General features: G+C 67.2%; 18 protein-coding genes. 11 read left to right on the plus strand and 7 right to left on the minus strand.

Going from position 1 to position 16,457, the window contains the following annotated elements; genetic code table 11:
• Window positions 1-32: 32 nt before the first annotated feature.
• Together ACQY78_RS13525 and ACQY78_RS13530 are read right to left on the minus strand one after the other, a co-directional pair.
• Window positions 33-383 (minus strand): hypothetical protein, encoded by a 351-nt coding sequence (locus tag ACQY78_RS13525; RefSeq protein ID WP_428686201.1) that lies wholly within the window; start codon window positions 381-383, stop codon window positions 33-35.
• Window position 384: 1 nt separating this feature from the next.
• Window positions 385-660 carry a metal-sensitive transcriptional regulator gene (locus ACQY78_RS13530; protein ID WP_422018000.1) on the minus strand — a complete coding sequence of 92 codons (276 nt, stop codon included), beginning with the start codon at window positions 658-660 and terminating at the stop codon, window positions 385-387.
• A gap of 28 nt (window positions 661-688) precedes the next feature.
• Between ACQY78_RS13530 and ACQY78_RS13535 the strand changes: the two genes are divergently transcribed.
• The 3 genes from ACQY78_RS13535 to ACQY78_RS13545 all read left to right on the plus strand — a co-directional run bounded on the left by ACQY78_RS13535 (window position 689) and on the right by ACQY78_RS13545 (window position 4,461).
• Complete coding sequence (locus ACQY78_RS13535) at window positions 689-3,040, plus strand: heavy metal translocating P-type ATPase (RefSeq protein WP_428686202.1); 2,352 nt, start codon at window positions 689-691, stop codon at window positions 3,038-3,040.
• 78 nt (window positions 3,041-3,118) lie between these two features.
• Entirely contained in the window at window positions 3,119-3,466 is a 348-nt protein-coding gene (locus ACQY78_RS13540; protein WP_428686203.1) for a hypothetical protein, read from the plus strand.
• An 83-nt stretch (window positions 3,467-3,549) separates the two neighbouring features.
• Window positions 3,550-4,461, plus strand: coding sequence for a TerC family protein (locus ACQY78_RS13545; RefSeq protein ID WP_428686204.1), 912 nt, complete (start codon window positions 3,550-3,552; stop codon window positions 4,459-4,461).
• Between the two features lie 56 nt (window positions 4,462-4,517).
• Here ACQY78_RS13545 and ACQY78_RS13550 read toward each other — a convergent pair whose 3' ends face one another.
• Together ACQY78_RS13550 and ACQY78_RS13555 are read right to left on the minus strand one after the other, a co-directional pair.
• The gene (locus ACQY78_RS13550) at window positions 4,518-5,435 is read right to left on the minus strand and encodes a phosphoribosylaminoimidazolesuccinocarboxamide synthase (RefSeq protein ID WP_428686375.1); all 918 of its coding nucleotides are present in this window, start codon (window positions 5,433-5,435) and stop codon (window positions 4,518-4,520) included.
• 117 nt (window positions 5,436-5,552) lie between these two features.
• Window positions 5,553-5,945, minus strand: a complete 393-nt coding sequence (locus ACQY78_RS13555; protein ID WP_428686205.1) for a carboxymuconolactone decarboxylase family protein — start codon at window positions 5,943-5,945, stop codon at window positions 5,553-5,555.
• Between the two features lie 88 nt (window positions 5,946-6,033).
• Here ACQY78_RS13555 and ACQY78_RS13560 point away from each other — a divergent pair, with 88 nt between their 5' ends.
• On the plus strand, window positions 6,034-7,932 hold the full coding sequence (locus ACQY78_RS13560; protein ID WP_428686206.1) for a potassium transporter Kup: 1,899 nt from the start codon (window positions 6,034-6,036) through the stop codon (window positions 7,930-7,932).
• 200 nt (window positions 7,933-8,132) lie between these two features.
• On the opposite strand, the gene ACQY78_RS13565 is transcribed toward ACQY78_RS13560, so the two are convergent.
• From ACQY78_RS13565 to ACQY78_RS13575, 3 genes are read right to left on the minus strand one after another with little or no spacing between them, the layout of a single operon-like run.
• A complete protein-coding gene (locus ACQY78_RS13565; protein ID WP_428686207.1) occupies window positions 8,133-8,486 on the minus strand; it encodes a bleomycin resistance protein in 354 nt (117 codons plus the stop codon).
• A complete protein-coding gene (locus ACQY78_RS13570; RefSeq protein WP_425068229.1) occupies window positions 8,483-8,740 on the minus strand; it encodes a hypothetical protein in 258 nt (85 codons plus the stop codon). Before ACQY78_RS13570 ends, ACQY78_RS13565 begins: the two co-directional genes overlap by 4 nt.
• 11 nt (window positions 8,741-8,751) lie before the next feature.
• Window positions 8,752-9,249 carry a hypothetical protein gene (locus ACQY78_RS13575; RefSeq protein WP_428686208.1) on the minus strand — a complete coding sequence of 166 codons (498 nt, stop codon included), beginning with the start codon at window positions 9,247-9,249 and terminating at the stop codon, window positions 8,752-8,754.
• A gap of 90 nt (window positions 9,250-9,339) precedes the next feature.
• Between ACQY78_RS13575 and hemP the strand changes: the two genes are divergently transcribed.
• The 7 genes from hemP (at window position 9,340) to ACQY78_RS13610 (ending at window position 16,439) form a co-directional block, all read left to right on the plus strand.
• Window positions 9,340-9,522, plus strand: a complete 183-nt coding sequence (gene hemP, locus ACQY78_RS13580) for a hemin uptake protein HemP (RefSeq protein WP_428686209.1) — start codon at window positions 9,340-9,342, stop codon at window positions 9,520-9,522.
• A gap of 109 nt (window positions 9,523-9,631) precedes the next feature.
• Window positions 9,632-11,875, plus strand: coding sequence for a TonB-dependent hemoglobin/transferrin/lactoferrin family receptor (locus tag ACQY78_RS13585; RefSeq protein WP_428686210.1), 2,244 nt, complete (start codon window positions 9,632-9,634; stop codon window positions 11,873-11,875).
• Window positions 11,869-12,711 (plus strand): energy transducer TonB, encoded by an 843-nt coding sequence (locus tag ACQY78_RS13590; RefSeq protein WP_428686211.1) that lies wholly within the window; start codon window positions 11,869-11,871, stop codon window positions 12,709-12,711. Before ACQY78_RS13585 ends, ACQY78_RS13590 begins: the two co-directional genes overlap by 7 nt.
• 11 nt (window positions 12,712-12,722) lie before the next feature.
• On the plus strand, window positions 12,723-13,769 hold the full coding sequence (locus ACQY78_RS13595) for a hemin-degrading factor (protein WP_428686212.1): 1,047 nt from the start codon (window positions 12,723-12,725) through the stop codon (window positions 13,767-13,769).
• Complete coding sequence (locus ACQY78_RS13600) at window positions 13,769-14,632, plus strand: heme/hemin ABC transporter substrate-binding protein (RefSeq protein ID WP_428686213.1); 864 nt, start codon at window positions 13,769-13,771, stop codon at window positions 14,630-14,632. Before ACQY78_RS13595 ends, ACQY78_RS13600 begins: the two co-directional genes overlap by 1 nt.
• A gap of 11 nt (window positions 14,633-14,643) precedes the next feature.
• Window positions 14,644-15,663, plus strand: a complete 1,020-nt coding sequence (locus tag ACQY78_RS13605; RefSeq protein WP_428686214.1) for a FecCD family ABC transporter permease — start codon at window positions 14,644-14,646, stop codon at window positions 15,661-15,663.
• Window positions 15,660-16,439, plus strand: coding sequence for a heme ABC transporter ATP-binding protein (locus ACQY78_RS13610; protein WP_428686215.1), 780 nt, complete (start codon window positions 15,660-15,662; stop codon window positions 16,437-16,439). The genes ACQY78_RS13605 and ACQY78_RS13610 overlap by 4 nt, the downstream gene beginning before the upstream one ends.
• The last annotated feature ends 18 nt before the right edge of the window (window positions 16,440-16,457 follow it).

A 16,457-nucleotide genomic window follows, 5' to 3' on the forward strand; every position in this document is an offset into this window, starting at 1 on the left:
CGAAACTGAAAAGAAGCGAAGAGGGCTTCGGTTCAGGCTCGGGGAGGCGGCAGGTCCTTCACGGGCGCGAGGCCGGTCAGGTCGCGGAACAAGGAGGCGTCGCGCGGCTCAGGCAATGAGTCGATTGCCGCCAGGGCGCCGGCCGGCAACAGCGCGACGCAGCCGCCCATCGCCGGGCAGCAGTCGCCGGTGACGTGTTTGGCCGTGTCCCTCGAGGGACAGTCGTCGGGCGGCGGCGGCTTGTGCTCGCCGCAATCCGTCATGGCGGCGTGGCCCGCCCCCTGCTCCGTGGCCGCTTGAACCGGCGCCGTGCGCGTTCCCAGCGAGGGAACGGCGAAGGCGACCAGCGCGATCAGCCAGAGGAAGGAGCGAAGCCCGGTCATGTCAGCGCCGACGGCTGTCCAGCACTTCGAGGATCTCGTCGATCTTGATCTGCCGGTCCTTCTCCGAGCCGGCATGGAAGGCATGCGCTACGCAATGCTGCAGATGATCGCCCAGCGTCTCCTGCTCGACCTTGTCGAGCGCGGCGCGCACTGCGCGGATCTGCGTCAGCACGTCGATGCAGTAGCGCTCCTCCTCGATCATGCGCGCCACGCCCCGCACCTGGCCCTCGATCCGGCTGAGGCGCGCAAGCTGCGACTTCTTGAGCTTTTCGTCCATCCTTGAACCATACCCCTGTAGGGTATACATGGCAAGCATGACCCACGCCTGCTGCCACGCCTCCCAGGGGGCACCTGTCCAGGATCCCGCCATCGCCATCGACCCCGTCTGCGGGATGAAGGTGAAGATCGAAGGCGCGAAGAACACGACCGTGCACGAGGGGCAGACCCATTACTTCTGCAATCCCAAGTGCCTGCAGAAGTTCACCGCCGATCCGGCGCACTACCTGAAGCCCGAGGAATCACCGCCCGCGGCGCCGGTCGCGCCCGGCACGATCTTCACCTGCCCAATGCATCCCGAGATCCGACAGGTCGGCCCGGGAAGCTGCGCGATCTGCGGCATGGCACTGGAGCCTGCCGAGATTACGCTCGACGACGGGCCGAACGAAGAGCTCGTGGACATGACGCGCCGCCTGTGGATCGGGGGCGCCCTCGCCGTTCCGCTGGTGGCGCTCGACATGGGCGGGCATCTGTTCGGTCTGCACGGGCTGCTGCCGCACGGCGTCATGCCTTGGCTGCTGATGGCGCTCGCGACACCGGTGGTCCTGTGGGCCGGCTGGCCCTTCTTCGTGCGCGGCTGGCAGTCGGTGCGGACGGGTCATCTCAACATGTTCACCCTGATCGCGCTGGGCACCGGCGTCGCCTGGATCTACAGCGTCGTGGCGACCGTGGCGCCTGGCCTGTTCCCCGTCGGCCTGCGCGGCGCCGACGGATCGGTGCCGGTCTATTTCGAACCGGCCGCCGTCATCGTCGTGCTGGTGCTGGTCGGACAGGTTCTGGAGCTGCGCGCGCGCGACGCGACCGGCGGCGCCATCAAGGCCCTGCTGGGACTGGCGCCGCGCACGGCCCTGCGCATCGATGCGGCCGGCAACGACGCAGAAGTGGCGATCGACCGGATCGCGGTAGGCGACCGGCTGCGCGTGCGGCCCGGCGAGAAGGTGCCGGTCGACGGCGTGGTGAGCGAGGGGACCGGATCGGTCGACGAATCGAGCATCACCGGCGAGCCCATGCCGGTCTCGAAGGCGGCCGGCGCCCGGGTGATCGGCGGCACGGTGAACGCCAGCGGCACCTTCGTCATGAAGGCCGAACTGGTCGGCAGCGACACGATGCTGTCGCGCATCGTCAAGATGGTGGCCGAGGCGCAGCGCAGCCGCGCGCCGATCCAGCGGCTCGCCGACATCGTCGCGGGCTGGTTCGTGCCGACGGTGATTGCCGTGTCCGTCATCGCCTTTGCCGCCTGGTCGATCTGGGGCCCGGCGCCGGCCTTTTCCTATGCGCTGGTGGCGGCGGTCTCGGTGTTGATCATCGCCTGCCCCTGCGCGCTGGGCCTCGCCACGCCGATGTCGATCATGGTCGGCGTCGGAAGAGGCGCCGCCGCCGGTATCCTGATCCGTAACGCCGAGGCGCTCGAACGGTTGGAGAAGGTCGACACGCTGGTGATCGACAAGACCGGCACCTTGACGCTGGGCAAGCCGACCCTGGCGACGGTGGAGTCGCTCGGCTCCCTGTCGCAAGACGAGATCCTGCGGTTGGCCGCCAGCCTCGAGCGCGGCAGCGAACATCCCATCGCCACAGCGATCCTGGCCGGCGCCCACGCTCGCGGCGTGGCGACGGCCAACGTGGAAGGATTTGCCTCACCCGCCGGCAAAGGCGTGTCGGGAACGGTAGAGGGCCGGCGTCTCCTGCTGGGCAACGCCGCCTTCCTGCGCGAAGCCGGTATCGAAATCGCCACCGCGGACGCGAGAGCCGATGCGTTGCGCGAAGACGGTGCCACCGTCGTGCTGCTGGCGGTCGACGGCACGGCGGCAGGGCTGCTGTCGGTGAGGGACCCGGTCAAGGAAACGACCCCGGAAGCGCTGGAGCGCCTGCGCGCCGCCGGCCTGCGCATCGTCATGCTGACCGGCGACAACCGGCGCAGCGCCGCGGCAGTCGCCGCCCGGCTGGGCATCGACGACGTCGAGGCCGAGGTCCTGCCCGAGGACAAGGCGCGGATCGTCCAGCGGCTGAAAGCCGAGGGCCGCGTCGTCGCCATGGCCGGAGACGGCATCAACGACGCGCCGGCGCTGGCCTCCGCCGACGTCGGCATCGCCATGGGGACCGGCACCGACATCGCCATCGAGAGTGCCGGCATCACCCTGGTGAAGGGCGATCTGCTGGGTATCGCGCGCGCCCGCCAGCTTTCCCGGGCGACCATGGCGAACATCCGCCAGAACCTGTTCTTCGCCTTCGTCTACAACGCGGCCGGCGTACCGATTGCGGCAGGCGTGCTCTACCCGGTCCTGGGGATGATGCTGAGCCCGGTCTTCGCCGCCGCCGCCATGGCGCTGAGTTCGGTCAGCGTCATCGGCAACGCTCTGAGACTGAGGCGTCTGAAGTTCTGAGCCGACCTGCGAAATTTCAGACGGCCTTGTCGCTTTGCGCTTGATCTGCGGTCGGCTGGGCTCGAAATTGCGCCGACCATGCGCCTGATCCATCGATCACACCGCGCCGCCAACGCCGTCCGGACCGTGTCTCCGAGCGGCGAACTGTTCGTTGCGTCGATCGTGATCTGCATGATCCTGGCTTCGTTCGGCGATGCGGTCGATCCGACCTGGCTGGGCGAGGCAGGCGTCGAGTTCGCCTTCTTCGATCTCGGCGGAGAGTTCTCCGTGCTGGCCATGCGCCACTGGCATCTGCTCGAGCTATTGCTGGCCGGCGGCGTGATGGCCGTGGGCATCATGGTGCTGCGCATCGTGGCCGGCGCCTTCTTCCGGCCGCTCGATCCCGCCGATTCCGGCGGCGTCGAGAAGGTGCCGATCAAACTCTGACGACTGGTTGAAACCGCCGTCGACCGCCCTTCCCCCGGAAGAGCGCGGTGTCGGCACGCATTCACGTGTTGTTGGAGACTTTCATGGAACTCGAACTGTTTTCGGGCGCATTCTTTTCCGCGCTCCTGGCCATCATTCTGATCGACCTCGTGCTCGCGGGCGACAACGCCCTCATCATCGGCCTCGTGGCACGCAATCTTCCCAAGGAAAGCCAGAAGAAGGTCATCTTCTGGGGCACCTTCGGCGCCATCGCCATCCGCGCCCTGATGGCCATCCTCGTTGTCTACATCCTGGCCGTGCCGGGCTTCATGCTGGCCGGCGGCCTTGCGCTGGTCTGGATCGCCCGCAAGCTGCTGACCCCCCAGGAGAATGCCGAGGAGAACCACCTCGTCAAAGCGCCCGTCGCGAGCTTCGCCGCGGCGGTGCGCACGATCATCATCGCCGATGCGGTGATGGGCATCGACAACGTGCTGGCCATCGGCGGCGCCTCGCACGGCTCGATCCTGCTGATCCTGATCGGCCTCGCCATCAGCGTGCCGATCATCGTCTGGGGCAGCCAGCTGGTGATCAAGCTGGTCGACCGCTATCCGTCGGTGATCCTGGTGGGCGGCGCGGTGCTGTGCTGGACCGCCTACGGCATGATCACCCGCGAGCCCATGCTGGTGACCTGGTTCGAGGCCCATCCGGCCGCCAAGCTGATCCTCGCCGTGCTGGCCTTCTCGATCGCGCTGGCGCCCTGGTACGCCGAACGTCTCAGCGAGCAGATGAAGCCGCTGACGGTGCTGCTGCCGGCCATCCTGATCTGGATGCTGGGCTTCGAAGTCGCCGCCAGCGTCTGGAAGGTCCAGGCCGACTATCTGACGGCAACCACCCAGGGCGAATACCTGATGGAAGGCCTGCGCTGGATCGGCTGGCTGCCGCTCGCGGCGCTCTTCCTCTGGGTGCGTGAGCGGCTCGTCCTGCGCACCGCCCGCCTGGCGCGCAGCGCGCAGTAGGGCTGTATCCAGCCAATCCCTTCTCCTCCCCCGCAAGCGGGGAGGAGAAGGGTCTTTTACGACACCGACAGTTCGGCGCCGGTCAGGCGCCGATAGGCCTCCAGATACCGCTTGCTGGTCGCCTCGACGACCTCCGCCGGAAGCCTGGGTGGCGGCGCCTCGCCGTTCCAGCGGCCGGCATGGCGCTCGACGTCGAGCCAGTCGCGCAGCGGCTGCTTGTCGAAGCTGGGCTGCGGCTTTCCTTCGGCATAGCCGTCGAGCGGCCAGAAACGCGAGGAATCCGGCGTCATCACTTCGTCGATCAACAGGATTTTGCCATCGGCGGTGCGGCCGAACTCGAACTTCGTGTCGGCGATGATGATGCCCTGCTTCAGGGCGACGTCACGCCCGCGCGTGTAGACGAGGCGGGTCAGCCGTTCGAGCTCGGCGGTGATCTCGGCGCCCAGCGCCGTCCGCATCTGGGCGACGGTGATGTTTTCGTCGTGGCCGCTCTCGGCCTTGGTCGCCGGGCTGAAAATCGGCGGATCGAGACGGCCGCTCTCCTTCAGACCCTGGGGCAGTGTCTCGCCGGCCAGTGTCCCGGCCTTGGCATATTCGCGCCAAGCCGAACCGGTGATGTAGCCGCGGACCACGCATTCGATCGGAAACACCGTGCCGCGCCGGCAGAGCATGGCGCGGCCGGCGATCTCGGCGCGATGGCCCTTCAGGGCGGGCACCGCGGCGACGATCTCGTCGGCGTCTGCCGAGATCATGTGATGATCGACGAGATCGCCCAGCTGGCGGAACCACCAGGCGCTGACCTGGGTCAGCACGGCGCCCTTCTGCGGGATGGGCTCGGCCATCACCACGTCGTAGGCGCTCACCCGGTCGGTCGCGACCAGTAGCAGGCGGTCTGAATCCACCGCATAGACATCGCGCACCTTGCCGCGCGCGATCCTCTCGAGCGGCAGGTCGCTCACCGTCATCAGCATCATCATATCCCTCGTCCTGAGGAGGCCGCCCAGCGGCCGTCTCGAAGGACGAGCCACAGGGCGGGTGCCCACCCTTCGAGACGCGGCCTGTGGCCGCTCCTCAGGATGAGGTTCCTCCGATCAACCTTCCTTGCGCAGTTCCTCGAACACTTCCTTGGCGGTGAGCAGCGCCTCGCGCACCGACGGCAGGCCGATATAGCCGCAAAGATGCATCAGCGCCTCGGACAATTCATCCTCCGTCCAGCCCTGGCGGCGGGCCATCCGCAGATGGATGGCGAGTTCGGGCCAGCGCGCCTGGGCGGTGTCGGAAATGACGCAGATCAGCGTCTTGGTCTTGAGGTCGAGGCCGGGGCGCGACCACAGCATCCCGAACACCGCCTCGCGGGCGTAATCGCCGAACTTCTGCATCATCGGGTCGTCGTAGACCGACTTGTTCATGTCGGCGGCGAATTTTTCGCCCATCAGGCTGGCGCGCATTGCGCTGCCCTTCCTGTAATTCTCGCTGTCCGCCATGGATTCCTCCTTTGTTACGATTTCTGGGCTGCAGCGTCCCGGAATTCGCGGCTAGGATCAATTGTCCAAGGGGAGACTTGACCAAACAATGGCCGCCAGCGGCACTGTGATCGAACCCGCCGGCCGGCGGCGCCGGGCGGCGCTGACCCTGGCCGCCCTGGGAGTGGTATTCGGCGATATCGGCACCAGCCCGCTCTACACGGTCAAGGAGTGCTTCAGCGAATACACGGGCATACAGCCCACGCACGACAATGTGCTGGGCATGCTGTCGCTCATCACCTGGGCACTGATCGTCGTCGTCACGCTGAAATACGTGGCCGTGGTCATGCGCGCCGACAACAAGGGCGAGGGTGGCGTGCTGGCGCTGATGGCGCTGGTCTCCAGCCAGGCGAACATCTCCTCGCCCTGGCGCCGCCGCTTCTATCTCATGCTGGGGATTGCCGGCGCCGCGCTGTTCTACGGCGACTGCCTGCTGACACCCGCCATCTCGGTCCTCAGCGCCGTCGAGGGCCTGACCGTCGCCACCCCGGCCTTCCAGCCCATGGTCATACCGATTGCAATCGGCGTCATCGTCGCCCTGTTCTCGGTCCAGCACTTCGGCACCAGCGGCATCGGCAAATGGTTCGGCCCGGTGACGCTGATCTGGTTCATCCTGCTGGCGGTGCTGGGCGCGCACCAGATCGTGCAACGGCCGGAAGTTCTGGCGGCGCTGTCGCCGCACCATGCGGTGGCCTTCGCGCTGCGCGAAAAGATCGTGGCCTTCATCGCATTAGGCGCAATCACGCTCGCCATCACCGGCGCCGAGGCGCTGTACGCCGACATGGGCCATTTCGGAGCCAAGCCCATCCGGCTCGCCTGGCTGGGCCTCGTGCTGCCGTCCCTGCTCCTCAATTACTATGGGCAGGGTGCCCTGATCCTCAGCGACCCGACCGCGCTCGCCAATCCGTTCTTCAATCTCGCCCCCGACTGGGCGCTGTATCCGCTGGTCGGTCTCGCCACGGCCGCCACCGTGATCGCCTCACAGGCCACGATTTCGGGCGCCTTCTCGATGGCCAAGCAGGCGGCCCTGCTGGGCCTCAGCCCGCGCGTTCACATCCGGCACACCTCGGCCAGCGAATTCGGGCAGGTCTATCTGCCGGTGGTCAACTGGCTGCAGATGCTGGGAGTCGTGATCCTGATCATGGCGTTCAAGTCGTCGACCAACCTCGCCTCGGCCTACGGCATCGCCGTCACCGGCACGATGCTGATCACCAGCACCCTCGTCTTCGTGCTGGCCGTGCGCTGCTGGAACTGGGGCTGGCCGCTCAGCATCCTGGTGTTCGGCAGCTTCATGACGCTCGACCTGGCCCTGCTCTCCTCGAACATGCTGAAGTTCTTCGACGGCGGCTGGGTGCCGCTGGCGATCGCCGCGGTGATCTTCCTCTGTATGTGGACCTGGCTGACCGGCCGGGCGGCCGTGGCCAGACACGAGCAAGCGGAGGCACTCCCTCTGGAAACACTGCTCGAAAGCATCAATCCGGCGCGCGTGCACCGGCCGCAGGGCACCGCGGTCTACCTGACCGCCACGTCGACCAACGCGCCGCGGTCGCTGATGCACAATCTGAAGCACAACGAGGTGCTGCATGAGCACGTCGTGCTGCTGAGCATCGAGGTCCCCGATATCCCCTTCGTGTCGCCCGAAGGCCGAAGCCAGGTGACCCATCTCGGCAAGGGCGTGCATCGCGTCGTGCTGCACTACGGCTTCATGGAGCAGCCCGACGTGCCGAGCGCGCTCGTGCTCCTCGAGGACAAGGGCATACCGTTCGACCCGATGCGAACGTCCTACTTCATCGGCCGCAACACCTACATGGAGGCGAGCAGGCCGCTGTTGCCACGCTGGCAGGAGAAGCTGTTCCTCGCTCTCTCGCGGTTGGCCGCCAGCGCCGGCGACTTCTTCGGCCTGCCCACCAACCGCGTCGTCGAACTGGGCAGCCGCATCGAGATCTAGCGGCTGCTGAAACGGGTTCTTGCAGGCACCGGCAGGGAAACACGACCTGCATGCGGTACCAGGATACCTGTTCGGAGGGTGCGACTCTCGCTTCGATTGATTCGTTTATTTCGTTTGTTTCGTTTACCCGGACGCCGTGCCGGGCACGGCTTCTCGGGATGAGGCGGGCAGGTCGCTGTAAGACGGAAGGACCCTAGCCCTCACCATTCACCGCAACCGAACTTCAGCAGGTTGCCGTGCGGGTCATGGATGTAGAATTCCTTCCTGTTCCATGGCCGCACCAGGAAGGGCGACAGGCCGGGCACGCCGCGTGCCGAGTACTCCTCGTGGAGTGTGGTGACCTGACCGCCGCGGACGTAGCAGGACGTGTTCTCGGGAAACTTCCGGTCGTCGGTTTTCCAGAAGTGCAGTTCCATGTCATCGCGTTTGACGATCATGTAGTTGCCGTCCTGGTAGCTGACCGAAAACCCCAGCCAGTCGACATAGAAGGCACTGGTCTCGGCGATATCGAGGGAGGCGAGGATCGGGATGGTGCGGGCGAAGTCCGTCGTCATGCATCGAAGCCCGACAGCGAGACCGCCTCCCGGGCCGGCGGCTGCAGACCGCGCGCCAGGAGGTCCCCCAGGCGCGCGAAGATGCGGCCTGCTTCGGTGCAGCCGACATCCTGGGCCACGGCCTCGGCCGCGACATTGAGCAACGCATTGCCAGCGAGGTCGCGGCACTCGGCGGGCAGGCCGTCGACGGCTTCGGCGATCACGCGCATGGCGTGCTGGAGATCGCAGAGGCGATCGGGCATTGGCGCGGTCATGGCAATGGCCTTCAATTGAGACGACCGCCAGCGGCGCCGGCGGCCGGAGCGATCCTGAGGCCTGCGCCAGCGAGGGCGACGGCAAAGGCCTTCAGTCGGATCGCGGCCACGCGCGACGCGGTGGGCGCCATCATGATGTCGAGCGACGCCAGCAGCGGCCGGTCGTGATCGGCCTGGGCGAGACCACAGAGCGCCACCAGCACAGCCTCGTCGCGGCTCACGCTCGAGCAGGTCGGCAGGTGGATTTCCATGGCGCGCCGTGCGCCAAACAGGAACGCGTCCATGGCGATCGCAAAATCCGGCAGGGCGTCGAGCACGCCCGCGACCTTGAAACCACGATGGAGGATCGAGCCTTCATGGGGCAGCGCGCGGTCCTGTTGCCATTGGCGCAGCGCCCACAGCACGAACCGCTCGCTCACCGGAAGCGCGCAGGCGCAATCGGTCCGACCGCAGCCCTCTCTGGGCTTGCGATGCACGGTGCCAAGCCTCTGTTCCTGAACGATTTCCATGGTCTCACCCGTGTTGAAGGACCTTGACTGTTCGATCAGTCTGTGCAATTAAGAGTCGTTCGCAATACAAAAGAGGGAGCGAGAGGCGACATGAACCAGATGACCCGTCCCCTTCGGGTGTCGGAGGCGCAGAGCGACAGGCTGGAGGTCACGCTTCCGGCCGTTGAGAGCGCCGCGCTCCTTCAGGGACGGCGTGAACTCATGATCCGCCACGGCGCCGAACTCTATCGCCTGCGCCTCACCGCCTCGAACAAACTCATCCTGACGAAATAGAGTCGAAGACCCCGAGGGGCCATCCCTCCTCGGTCAAACTGCCCAGCCAGCCGGTCCTGCAGGGGATCCCGCGAGCCAGGCGTCCTTTTTTCTGGGGGACCTGGTTCCAATGAAGCTGCGCATCGTCTACGCGCTGATGGCGACAACCGCCATCTGCGCGCCTCTGGCCACGCCCGCCTGGGCGCAAACACCGACCACGCCTCCCGCCGCGGATTCGACGCAGGCGCCGCCGGCCACCCAGGCCGTGCCCACGCAGCTCGACGCCGTGACGACGGCCGCCATGCGCAGCCGGCGACCGCTCGACGACGTGCCGGCCACCGTCTCCGTGATCACGACCGAGAACATCGATCGCGAGAACATGCAGGACGTCAGGGACCTCGTCCGCAACGAGCCCGGTGTCACCGTCGGCAACAATCCCGGACGTGCGGGCTTCCAGAACTTCGTGATCCGCGGCATCGGCGGCAACCGCGTGCTGCTGATGGTCGACGGCATGCGAACGCCCGACTTCCCCGACAGCAACCAGGGCGCAGGCACCTATTCGCGCGAGCAGCCCGACCTCGAGGACATCAAGCGGGTCGAGATCATCCGCGGTCCCGCCTCCGCCCTCTATGGTTCCGACGCGATCGGCGGCGTGGTGGCCTACACCACCAAGGATCCAGGCGATTACATGCGCGACGGCAAGAACGTCTATGCCAGCGCCAAGGCCGCCTATAGCGGCGCCAACCAGCAGTTCTCAGAATCGTTCACCGGCGCGGTCCGCTCGGGCAACGTCGAGTTCATGGGCATTTACACCCGCCGCGACGGCCAGGAGTTCCAGCCGGCGCAGTCGACCATCAGCCCGAACCCCACGACCTGGTCCAACAACAACTTCTTCGCCAAGCTTGTGATCAAGCCGACCGAAGTCGACACGATCCGCCTCACCGGCACCTACAATCAGGGTTCCCAGAGCACAAACGTCCAGTCCGGCATCGGCAACTTCGCCAGCCTGTTCGCGCGCGTCTTCGACGAATGGGGCCAGGACTATACGAACACCTATCGGGTGAGCGCGCAGTGGGAGCACAATGCGCCGATCGGCTTCGTCGACCGGCTGAGCTTCCTCGCCTACTTCAACTCGGTCTACACGCAGGCCGACACCTATACGCTGCGCAGCGGCTTCAACGGTGTCGTTCCGACCAACGCCCGCACCTCGCAGTTCTACTATACGCAGAACGTGACCGGCTCCGAGCTGCAGATGCACACCGATCGCGAGATCGGCGGCCTCGACAATTTCTTCACCTACGGGGCGAGCTTCTCCTGGACGACGACGACCCGGCCGCGCAACCGCACGCAGATCACGCTGGCGACCGGCGCCACGACGAACTCGGTGGGTGGCGAGACCTATCCCAACAAGAACTTTCCCGACACCGACACGGTCCAGGCCGGCATCTACGTCCAGGATGAGATCAGCGCACTGGGTGGACGCCTGAAGATTACCCCGGCGGTCCGCCTCGACTACTACAACATGACGCCCAACCCGGATCGCTATTACTGGAACTCGACGGGCGCGACGCTCAATGCGGTGCCGTCGGCAACCACCTATGTCTCGGCTTCGCCGAAGCTCGGCGTGCTCTACCACTTCAACGATACCTACTCGGGCTATTTCCAGTACGCGACGGGCTTCCGTGCACCGCCATATGACAATGCCAATTTCGGCTTCACCAATGCCGCGTCGTTCTACCAGATCCTGCCCAACGCCAACCTGAAGCCTGAGACCGCCAACTCCTTCGAGGTCGGCTTCCGCGGCAAGTACGAGGACGGATCGAGCTGGCAGCTCACCGGCTTCTACAACCTCTACAACAACTTCCTCGAAACCACCGTCGTCGGCACGGTGGGCGCGGTCACGCAGTACCAGTACGTCAACCTCACCAACGTGACGATCTGGGGCATCGAGGCGCGCGGCGAGTACCGTTTCGCGCCGGAATGGGCGGTGGCCGGCTGGACCGCCTTCGCGCAGGGCACCGACACGAGGACCGGCCTGCCGGTCGACTCGGTATCGCCGTGGACCACGCAGGCCCGCATCCGCTACGGCTTCGACAAGGGCCTCGTGGCGCAGCTGATCGGCACGGTGGCGGCGGCGCACACCCAGGTCAGCAGCCCGACCTACTTCCAGGCGCCGGCCTATTTCACGCTCGACGCCACCGTCGGCTACGTCCTCAACGACCACTTCAAGGTCAATGCCGGCGCCTTCAACATCACCAACGCCAAGTACTGGAACGCCCCGGACACGATCGGCATCGCCTCGACCAATCAGCAGCTCGATCTCTACGCCCAGCCCGGCCGGTATTTCGGCGTCAACCTCACGGCCAAATGGTAGTCCCGGCAGCCCTCTCTGCCGAGCGACTGCCGGCGCCACCGGCACGCGGTCCCCGCGTGCCGGTGGCGTTGTCGCTTGCCTTGCATGGGCTGGCCATCGTCCCCCTTCTTCTCGCCGGCATGTCCGGCAGCAGCGCCAACGACGACCAACCGGCGCTGATGGTCGAACTCTCGCTGGCGGCACCCACCGCCGGTCCGGCGGCGGAAGCCGACCAACCCGACACTACCGAACCGCAGCAGCAACCCGATGTCCCCATGCCGCCGGTCGAGCGAGCCGAAGTGGCACCGCCCCCCGAGCCGGAGCCGCCCCCTCCACCACAGGAGGTGGCCGCCGCGGAGCCCGAGATCAAACTCGAGCTCCCTCCGCCGGACGAACCGCCACCGCCGACCGCCGCCGAGATGAAGCCCGTCGAGCCGCCCAAGCCCAAGCCGCCACAGCCCAGGCCGGCCGCCGCGCCGCGCCCTACGACACAGGCCGCCGTCACGAAGGCGCCCTCGCCCGACGCCGGCAATGCCAGCATCACGCAGCAACAGGCGGCCGCCTCCTCGTCGCTCATCGTGTTCGAGGGCAGGCCGCGCTACCGGATCCCTCCCACGCCGGCCGTCTATCCGCCGCGTTCCATCGAGCTCGGCCAGCAAGGCGAGGTCCTGGTGCGGGTCCGCCTCGAACCCGACGGCGCCGCCGCCGAGATCGTGCTGTGGCGCAGCAGCAGCTTTCCCCTGCTCGACCGCGCCGCGCTCACAGCGGTGCGCGGCTGGCATTTCCTTCCCGCCATCCGCGACGGCCGTCCGGTCGCCGCCTGGGTGGAAATCCCCGTTCGTTTTCATCTTCGTTGAAAGGATAGCCCATGCTCTCACCCGCTGATTCAGACCTTGCCGCCCGTTGGAACGCCTTGCGCGGCGAGAAGCCGGCCTTGCGAATTCGCGACGCGGCCGCGACCCTGGGCGTCAGCGAAGCCGAACTGGTGGCACTGGGCGTCGGCAGGACCGCGACGCCGCTGAAGGCCGACTGGCGCGGCATCCTGAACGACATGCCCGAAGTCGGCCGCGTGATGTGCCTGACCCGGAACGAGCATTGCGTGCACGAACGCCATGGCCGCTTCGAGGGCGTGGACGTCAAGGGCCCTCATGGGATCGTGCTCGGACCCGACATCGACCTGCGCCTGTTCCTCGGCTCGTGGAAGCATGGCTTTGCCGTGCGCGAGCCGCTGAAGCAGGGCGAACGGCTCAGCCTGCAGTTCTTCGACGGCGCCGGCGACGCGGTGCACAAGATCTACGCGACCGAAGAGACAGACGGTCCGGCTTTCGACGCGCTGATCGCGCGCTATACGGCAACACCGGACGACATGAAGATCGTCGCACGCACCGCCGACACCATCGACCGTCCTGACGCCGAGATCGATGTCCAGGGCCTGCGCACCGCCTGGCTCGCCATGAAGGACACGCACGAGTTCTTCGGCATGCTGGGCAAGTTCAAGGTCGGCCGCGTGCAGGCGCTGCGCCTGGTCGGCGAGGATCTCGCCCGCGAGCTGCCGGTGCGCGCGCTGCGTGCTGCCTTCGAAGCCGCGGCAGCCGATGGCACGCCGATCATGATCTTCGTCGGCAGCCATGGCTGTATCCAGATCCACACCGGCCCGGTGAAGCGCCTGGTCGAGGCGCACGGCTGGTTCAACGTCCTCGATCCGGACTTCAACCTGCATCTGCGCGAAGCCGGCATCGCCCGCGTCTTCTCGGTGCGCAAGCCCACCGAGGACGGCATCGTCACCTCGATCGAGGCCTTCGACATGCACAACCGCAACATCCTGCTGATGTTCGGCGCCCGCAAGCCGGGTGCTCCGGAACTCGAGGCGTGGCGCGCCATCGTCGCGCGCGTCGAGAAGCAGGCGGCCTCGTGATGCGGCGCCGCACGGCTTTCAGCTTGGCACTGGGCGCGGCAGCCGCCGCCGCCCTGCCCACCAACGCGCAGCAGCCGGCGCGCATCGTGGCGGTCGGCAGCTCCATCACCGAGATCGTCTATGCGCTCGGCGCCGAGAAGCTGCTGGTCGGCGTGGATACGACCAGCCTGTACCCCGAGGCGGCCCGCAAGCTGCCGCAGGTCGGTTACATGCGCGCGCTTTCGGCCGAGGGCGTGCTGTCGCTCAAGCCGACCTTGATCATCGCGACGACCGCGGCCGGACCGGCCGGCGCCCTCGACCAGCTCAAGGCGACGGGCATCGAGATCATGATCCTGCCCGACCTCTACGATTATGACAGCGTGATCGCCAAGATCGCCGCCGTGGGCAAGGTGACCGGCAAGGTCGCAGAAGCCGACGCGATGATCGCCATGGGTCGACAGGCCATGACGTCGCTGGCGGCGGCACTCGCGAAGACGGCCGATCGTCCGCGCGTGCTGTTCCTTCTGTCGATGACCGGCGGCGCGCCCCAGGCCGCCGGCCGCGACACCGCCGCCGCCGGCATCATCAAGCTGGCGGGCGGCACCAATGCGGTCGACGGCTATTCCGGTTACCGGCCGCTGACGCCCGAATCGGTCATCGCCTCCCGGGCCGACTTCGTGCTGGTGACGCGCCAGACCGTCGAGGCGATGGGCGGCAAGCAGGCCATCCTCGACCAGCCGTCGCTCAATCGCACACCGGCCGGCAAGGCCGGCCGGATCGTCGAGTTCGACACGCTGCTCCTGCTGGGCTTCGGTCCGCGCACGCCGGAGGCGGCCCGGGAACTGGCCATGGCGCTGCATCCAGACCTCGCCCGCGCGCCGTGACGGCACTCGCCTTGCGCCGTCCGATCCCGCTGTTCGCGCTCGCCGCCCTGGCAAGCGTGGTGGCCAGCCTCTGCATCGGCGCCTTCCCCGTGGGCTTCGGCCAGATCCTGTCGGCCGTCGGCCTGTCGAACACGCCGCTCGACGAGACGACGGCGGCGGTCCTCTACGCCATTCGCGCGCCGCGCGTGTTCGCGGCCTTCGCCGTCGGCGCCGCGCTGGCGGCCGGAGGGGCTGCGATGCAGAGCCTGTTCCGCAACCCGCTGGCCGATCCCGGCCTGCTGGGTGTGTCGAGCGGCGCCGCGCTCGCCGCCGTGTCGACGATCGTGCTGGGCGAGAGGGTGATGCACATCGTGCCGCCCGACCTGCGGCCCTGGTGCTTGCCGATTGCTGCCTTCCTCGGGGGCCTTGCCGCCACGATCGTCGTCTATCGCATTGCCGCGCGCGAAGGCGTCACGCTGGTCGGCACGCTGCTGCTGGCGGGCATCGCCATTAATGCGCTCACCTCGGCGGGCATCGGCATGCTGGTGTTCGTGGCCGACGACCAGCAACTGCGCACATTGATCTTCTGGACGATGGGCGGCTTCGGCTCCGTCACCTGGGTTGCGATCACGCCTGCTTTGTTGATTCTTCTCGTCAGCGTGCCGACGCTGCTGCCCACCGCGCATCTGCTCGACGCGCTGGCGCTGGGCGAGCGCGAGGCCGGCCATGTCGGCGTCGATGTCGAGCGGCTGAAGAGGCGACTTGTGGCGCAGGTGGCGCTCGCCGTCGGCGCCGGCGTGGCGATCTCGGGCATCGTGGGCTTCGTCGGCCTGATCGCGCCGCACATCGTCCGCCTGTTGCTCGGCCCCTCGCATCGCACGTTGCTGCCCGCCGCGGCGTTGTTCGGCGGCGCCTTCCTCGTGCTGGCCGATGCGCTGGCCCGCACGCTGGTCTCGCCGGCCGAGCTGCCGATCGGCGTGCTCACGGCCCTGGTGGGCGGTCCGTTCTTCCTTTGGCTGCTCGCCAGCCGCGCCGCGCGAGGCGGGCTATGAAGCTGCTGCAGGCCATCGGCATCGAGGTGCGGGCTCGCACCAAGCCGCTGTTGTGCGACGTCTCGCTCGATGTCGCCCCCGGCGAGTTCGTGGCGATCATCGGACCGAACGGCGCCGGCAAGAGCACCCTGCTGAATGCTCTCGCCGGCGATCGCGTCCTGACCGCAGGCGAGATCCTGCTGGACGGACGGCCGTTGCCGCAATGGAACAAAATGGAGCTGGCGCGCCGTCGTGCCGTGCTACCGCAGCATTCGGCCGTGGCCTTCGACTTCACCGGCCTGCAGATCGCCATGTTGGGCCTGCTCGCCTTTCGCGGCAGCCTGTCGGAACGACAGATGCAGGCGCTGGCCGAACGGGCCCTTGCCGAAACCGAGGCGCTCGCCTTCGCCGATCGTCCCTACACCGTTCTGTCCGGCGGCGAACGCCAGCGCATCCAGCTCGCCCGTGTGCTCGCCCAGTGCGATGCCGCCCCCCAGGCCATGCCGTTCCTGCTGCTCGACGAACCGATTACCGGTCTCGACCTCTCACACCAGCATGCAGCCCTTGGCAGTGCGCGACGTCGCGCCGACCGTGGGCTGGGCGTGCTGGCGGTCCTGCACGACCTCAACATGGCGGCGCGCTATGCCGATCGTGTCGGGATCGTCGAAAATGGCCGTGTGACAAATCTGGGACCGACCCGGGAGACGCTGGATCCCGGGAGGCTTTCGGCCGTCTTCGCGACACCGATTGTGCGAATCGAGGCAGCCGGCGGAGCGGCCTTCCTCAGCCCCGGCTGATTCACCGTGGTTCGGTGT

This window comes from Reyranella sp. (assembly GCF_965279625.1).
In the GTDB taxonomy this organism is placed as follows: domain Bacteria; phylum Pseudomonadota; class Alphaproteobacteria; order Reyranellales; family Reyranellaceae; genus Reyranella.

Excerpts from the sequence above, each read along its gene's own strand:
- ACQY78_RS13525 (WP_428686201.1), bottom strand. The coding sequence starts at position 383 with ATGACCGGGCTTCGCTCCTTCCTCTGGCTGATCGCGCTGGTCGCCTTC.
- ACQY78_RS13530 (WP_422018000.1), bottom strand. The coding sequence starts at position 660 with ATGGACGAAAAGCTCAAGAAGTCGCAGCTTGCGCGCCTCAGCCGGATC.
- ACQY78_RS13535 (WP_428686202.1), top strand. The coding sequence starts at position 689 with ATGGCAAGCATGACCCACGCCTGCTGCCACGCCTCCCAGGGGGCACCT.
- ACQY78_RS13540 (WP_428686203.1), top strand. The coding sequence starts at position 3,119 with ATGCGCCTGATCCATCGATCACACCGCGCCGCCAACGCCGTCCGGACC.
- ACQY78_RS13545 (WP_428686204.1), top strand. The coding sequence starts at position 3,550 with ATGGAACTCGAACTGTTTTCGGGCGCATTCTTTTCCGCGCTCCTGGCC.
- ACQY78_RS13550 (WP_428686375.1), bottom strand. The coding sequence starts at position 5,435 with ATGATGCTGATGACGGTGAGCGACCTGCCGCTCGAGAGGATCGCGCGC.
- ACQY78_RS13555 (WP_428686205.1), bottom strand. The coding sequence starts at position 5,945 with ATGGCGGACAGCGAGAATTACAGGAAGGGCAGCGCAATGCGCGCCAGC.
- ACQY78_RS13560 (WP_428686206.1), top strand. The coding sequence starts at position 6,034 with ATGGCCGCCAGCGGCACTGTGATCGAACCCGCCGGCCGGCGGCGCCGG.
- ACQY78_RS13565 (WP_428686207.1), bottom strand. The coding sequence starts at position 8,486 with ATGACGACGGACTTCGCCCGCACCATCCCGATCCTCGCCTCCCTCGAT.
- ACQY78_RS13570 (WP_425068229.1), bottom strand. The coding sequence starts at position 8,740 with ATGACCGCGCCAATGCCCGATCGCCTCTGCGATCTCCAGCACGCCATG.
- ACQY78_RS13575 (WP_428686208.1), bottom strand. The coding sequence starts at position 9,249 with ATGGAAATCGTTCAGGAACAGAGGCTTGGCACCGTGCATCGCAAGCCC.
- hemP (WP_428686209.1), top strand. The coding sequence starts at position 9,340 with ATGAACCAGATGACCCGTCCCCTTCGGGTGTCGGAGGCGCAGAGCGAC.
- ACQY78_RS13585 (WP_428686210.1), top strand. The coding sequence starts at position 9,632 with ATGAAGCTGCGCATCGTCTACGCGCTGATGGCGACAACCGCCATCTGC.
- ACQY78_RS13590 (WP_428686211.1), top strand. The coding sequence starts at position 11,869 with ATGGTAGTCCCGGCAGCCCTCTCTGCCGAGCGACTGCCGGCGCCACCG.
- ACQY78_RS13595 (WP_428686212.1), top strand. The coding sequence starts at position 12,723 with ATGCTCTCACCCGCTGATTCAGACCTTGCCGCCCGTTGGAACGCCTTG.
- ACQY78_RS13600 (WP_428686213.1), top strand. The coding sequence starts at position 13,769 with ATGCGGCGCCGCACGGCTTTCAGCTTGGCACTGGGCGCGGCAGCCGCC.
- ACQY78_RS13610 (WP_428686215.1), top strand. The coding sequence starts at position 15,660 with ATGAAGCTGCTGCAGGCCATCGGCATCGAGGTGCGGGCTCGCACCAAG.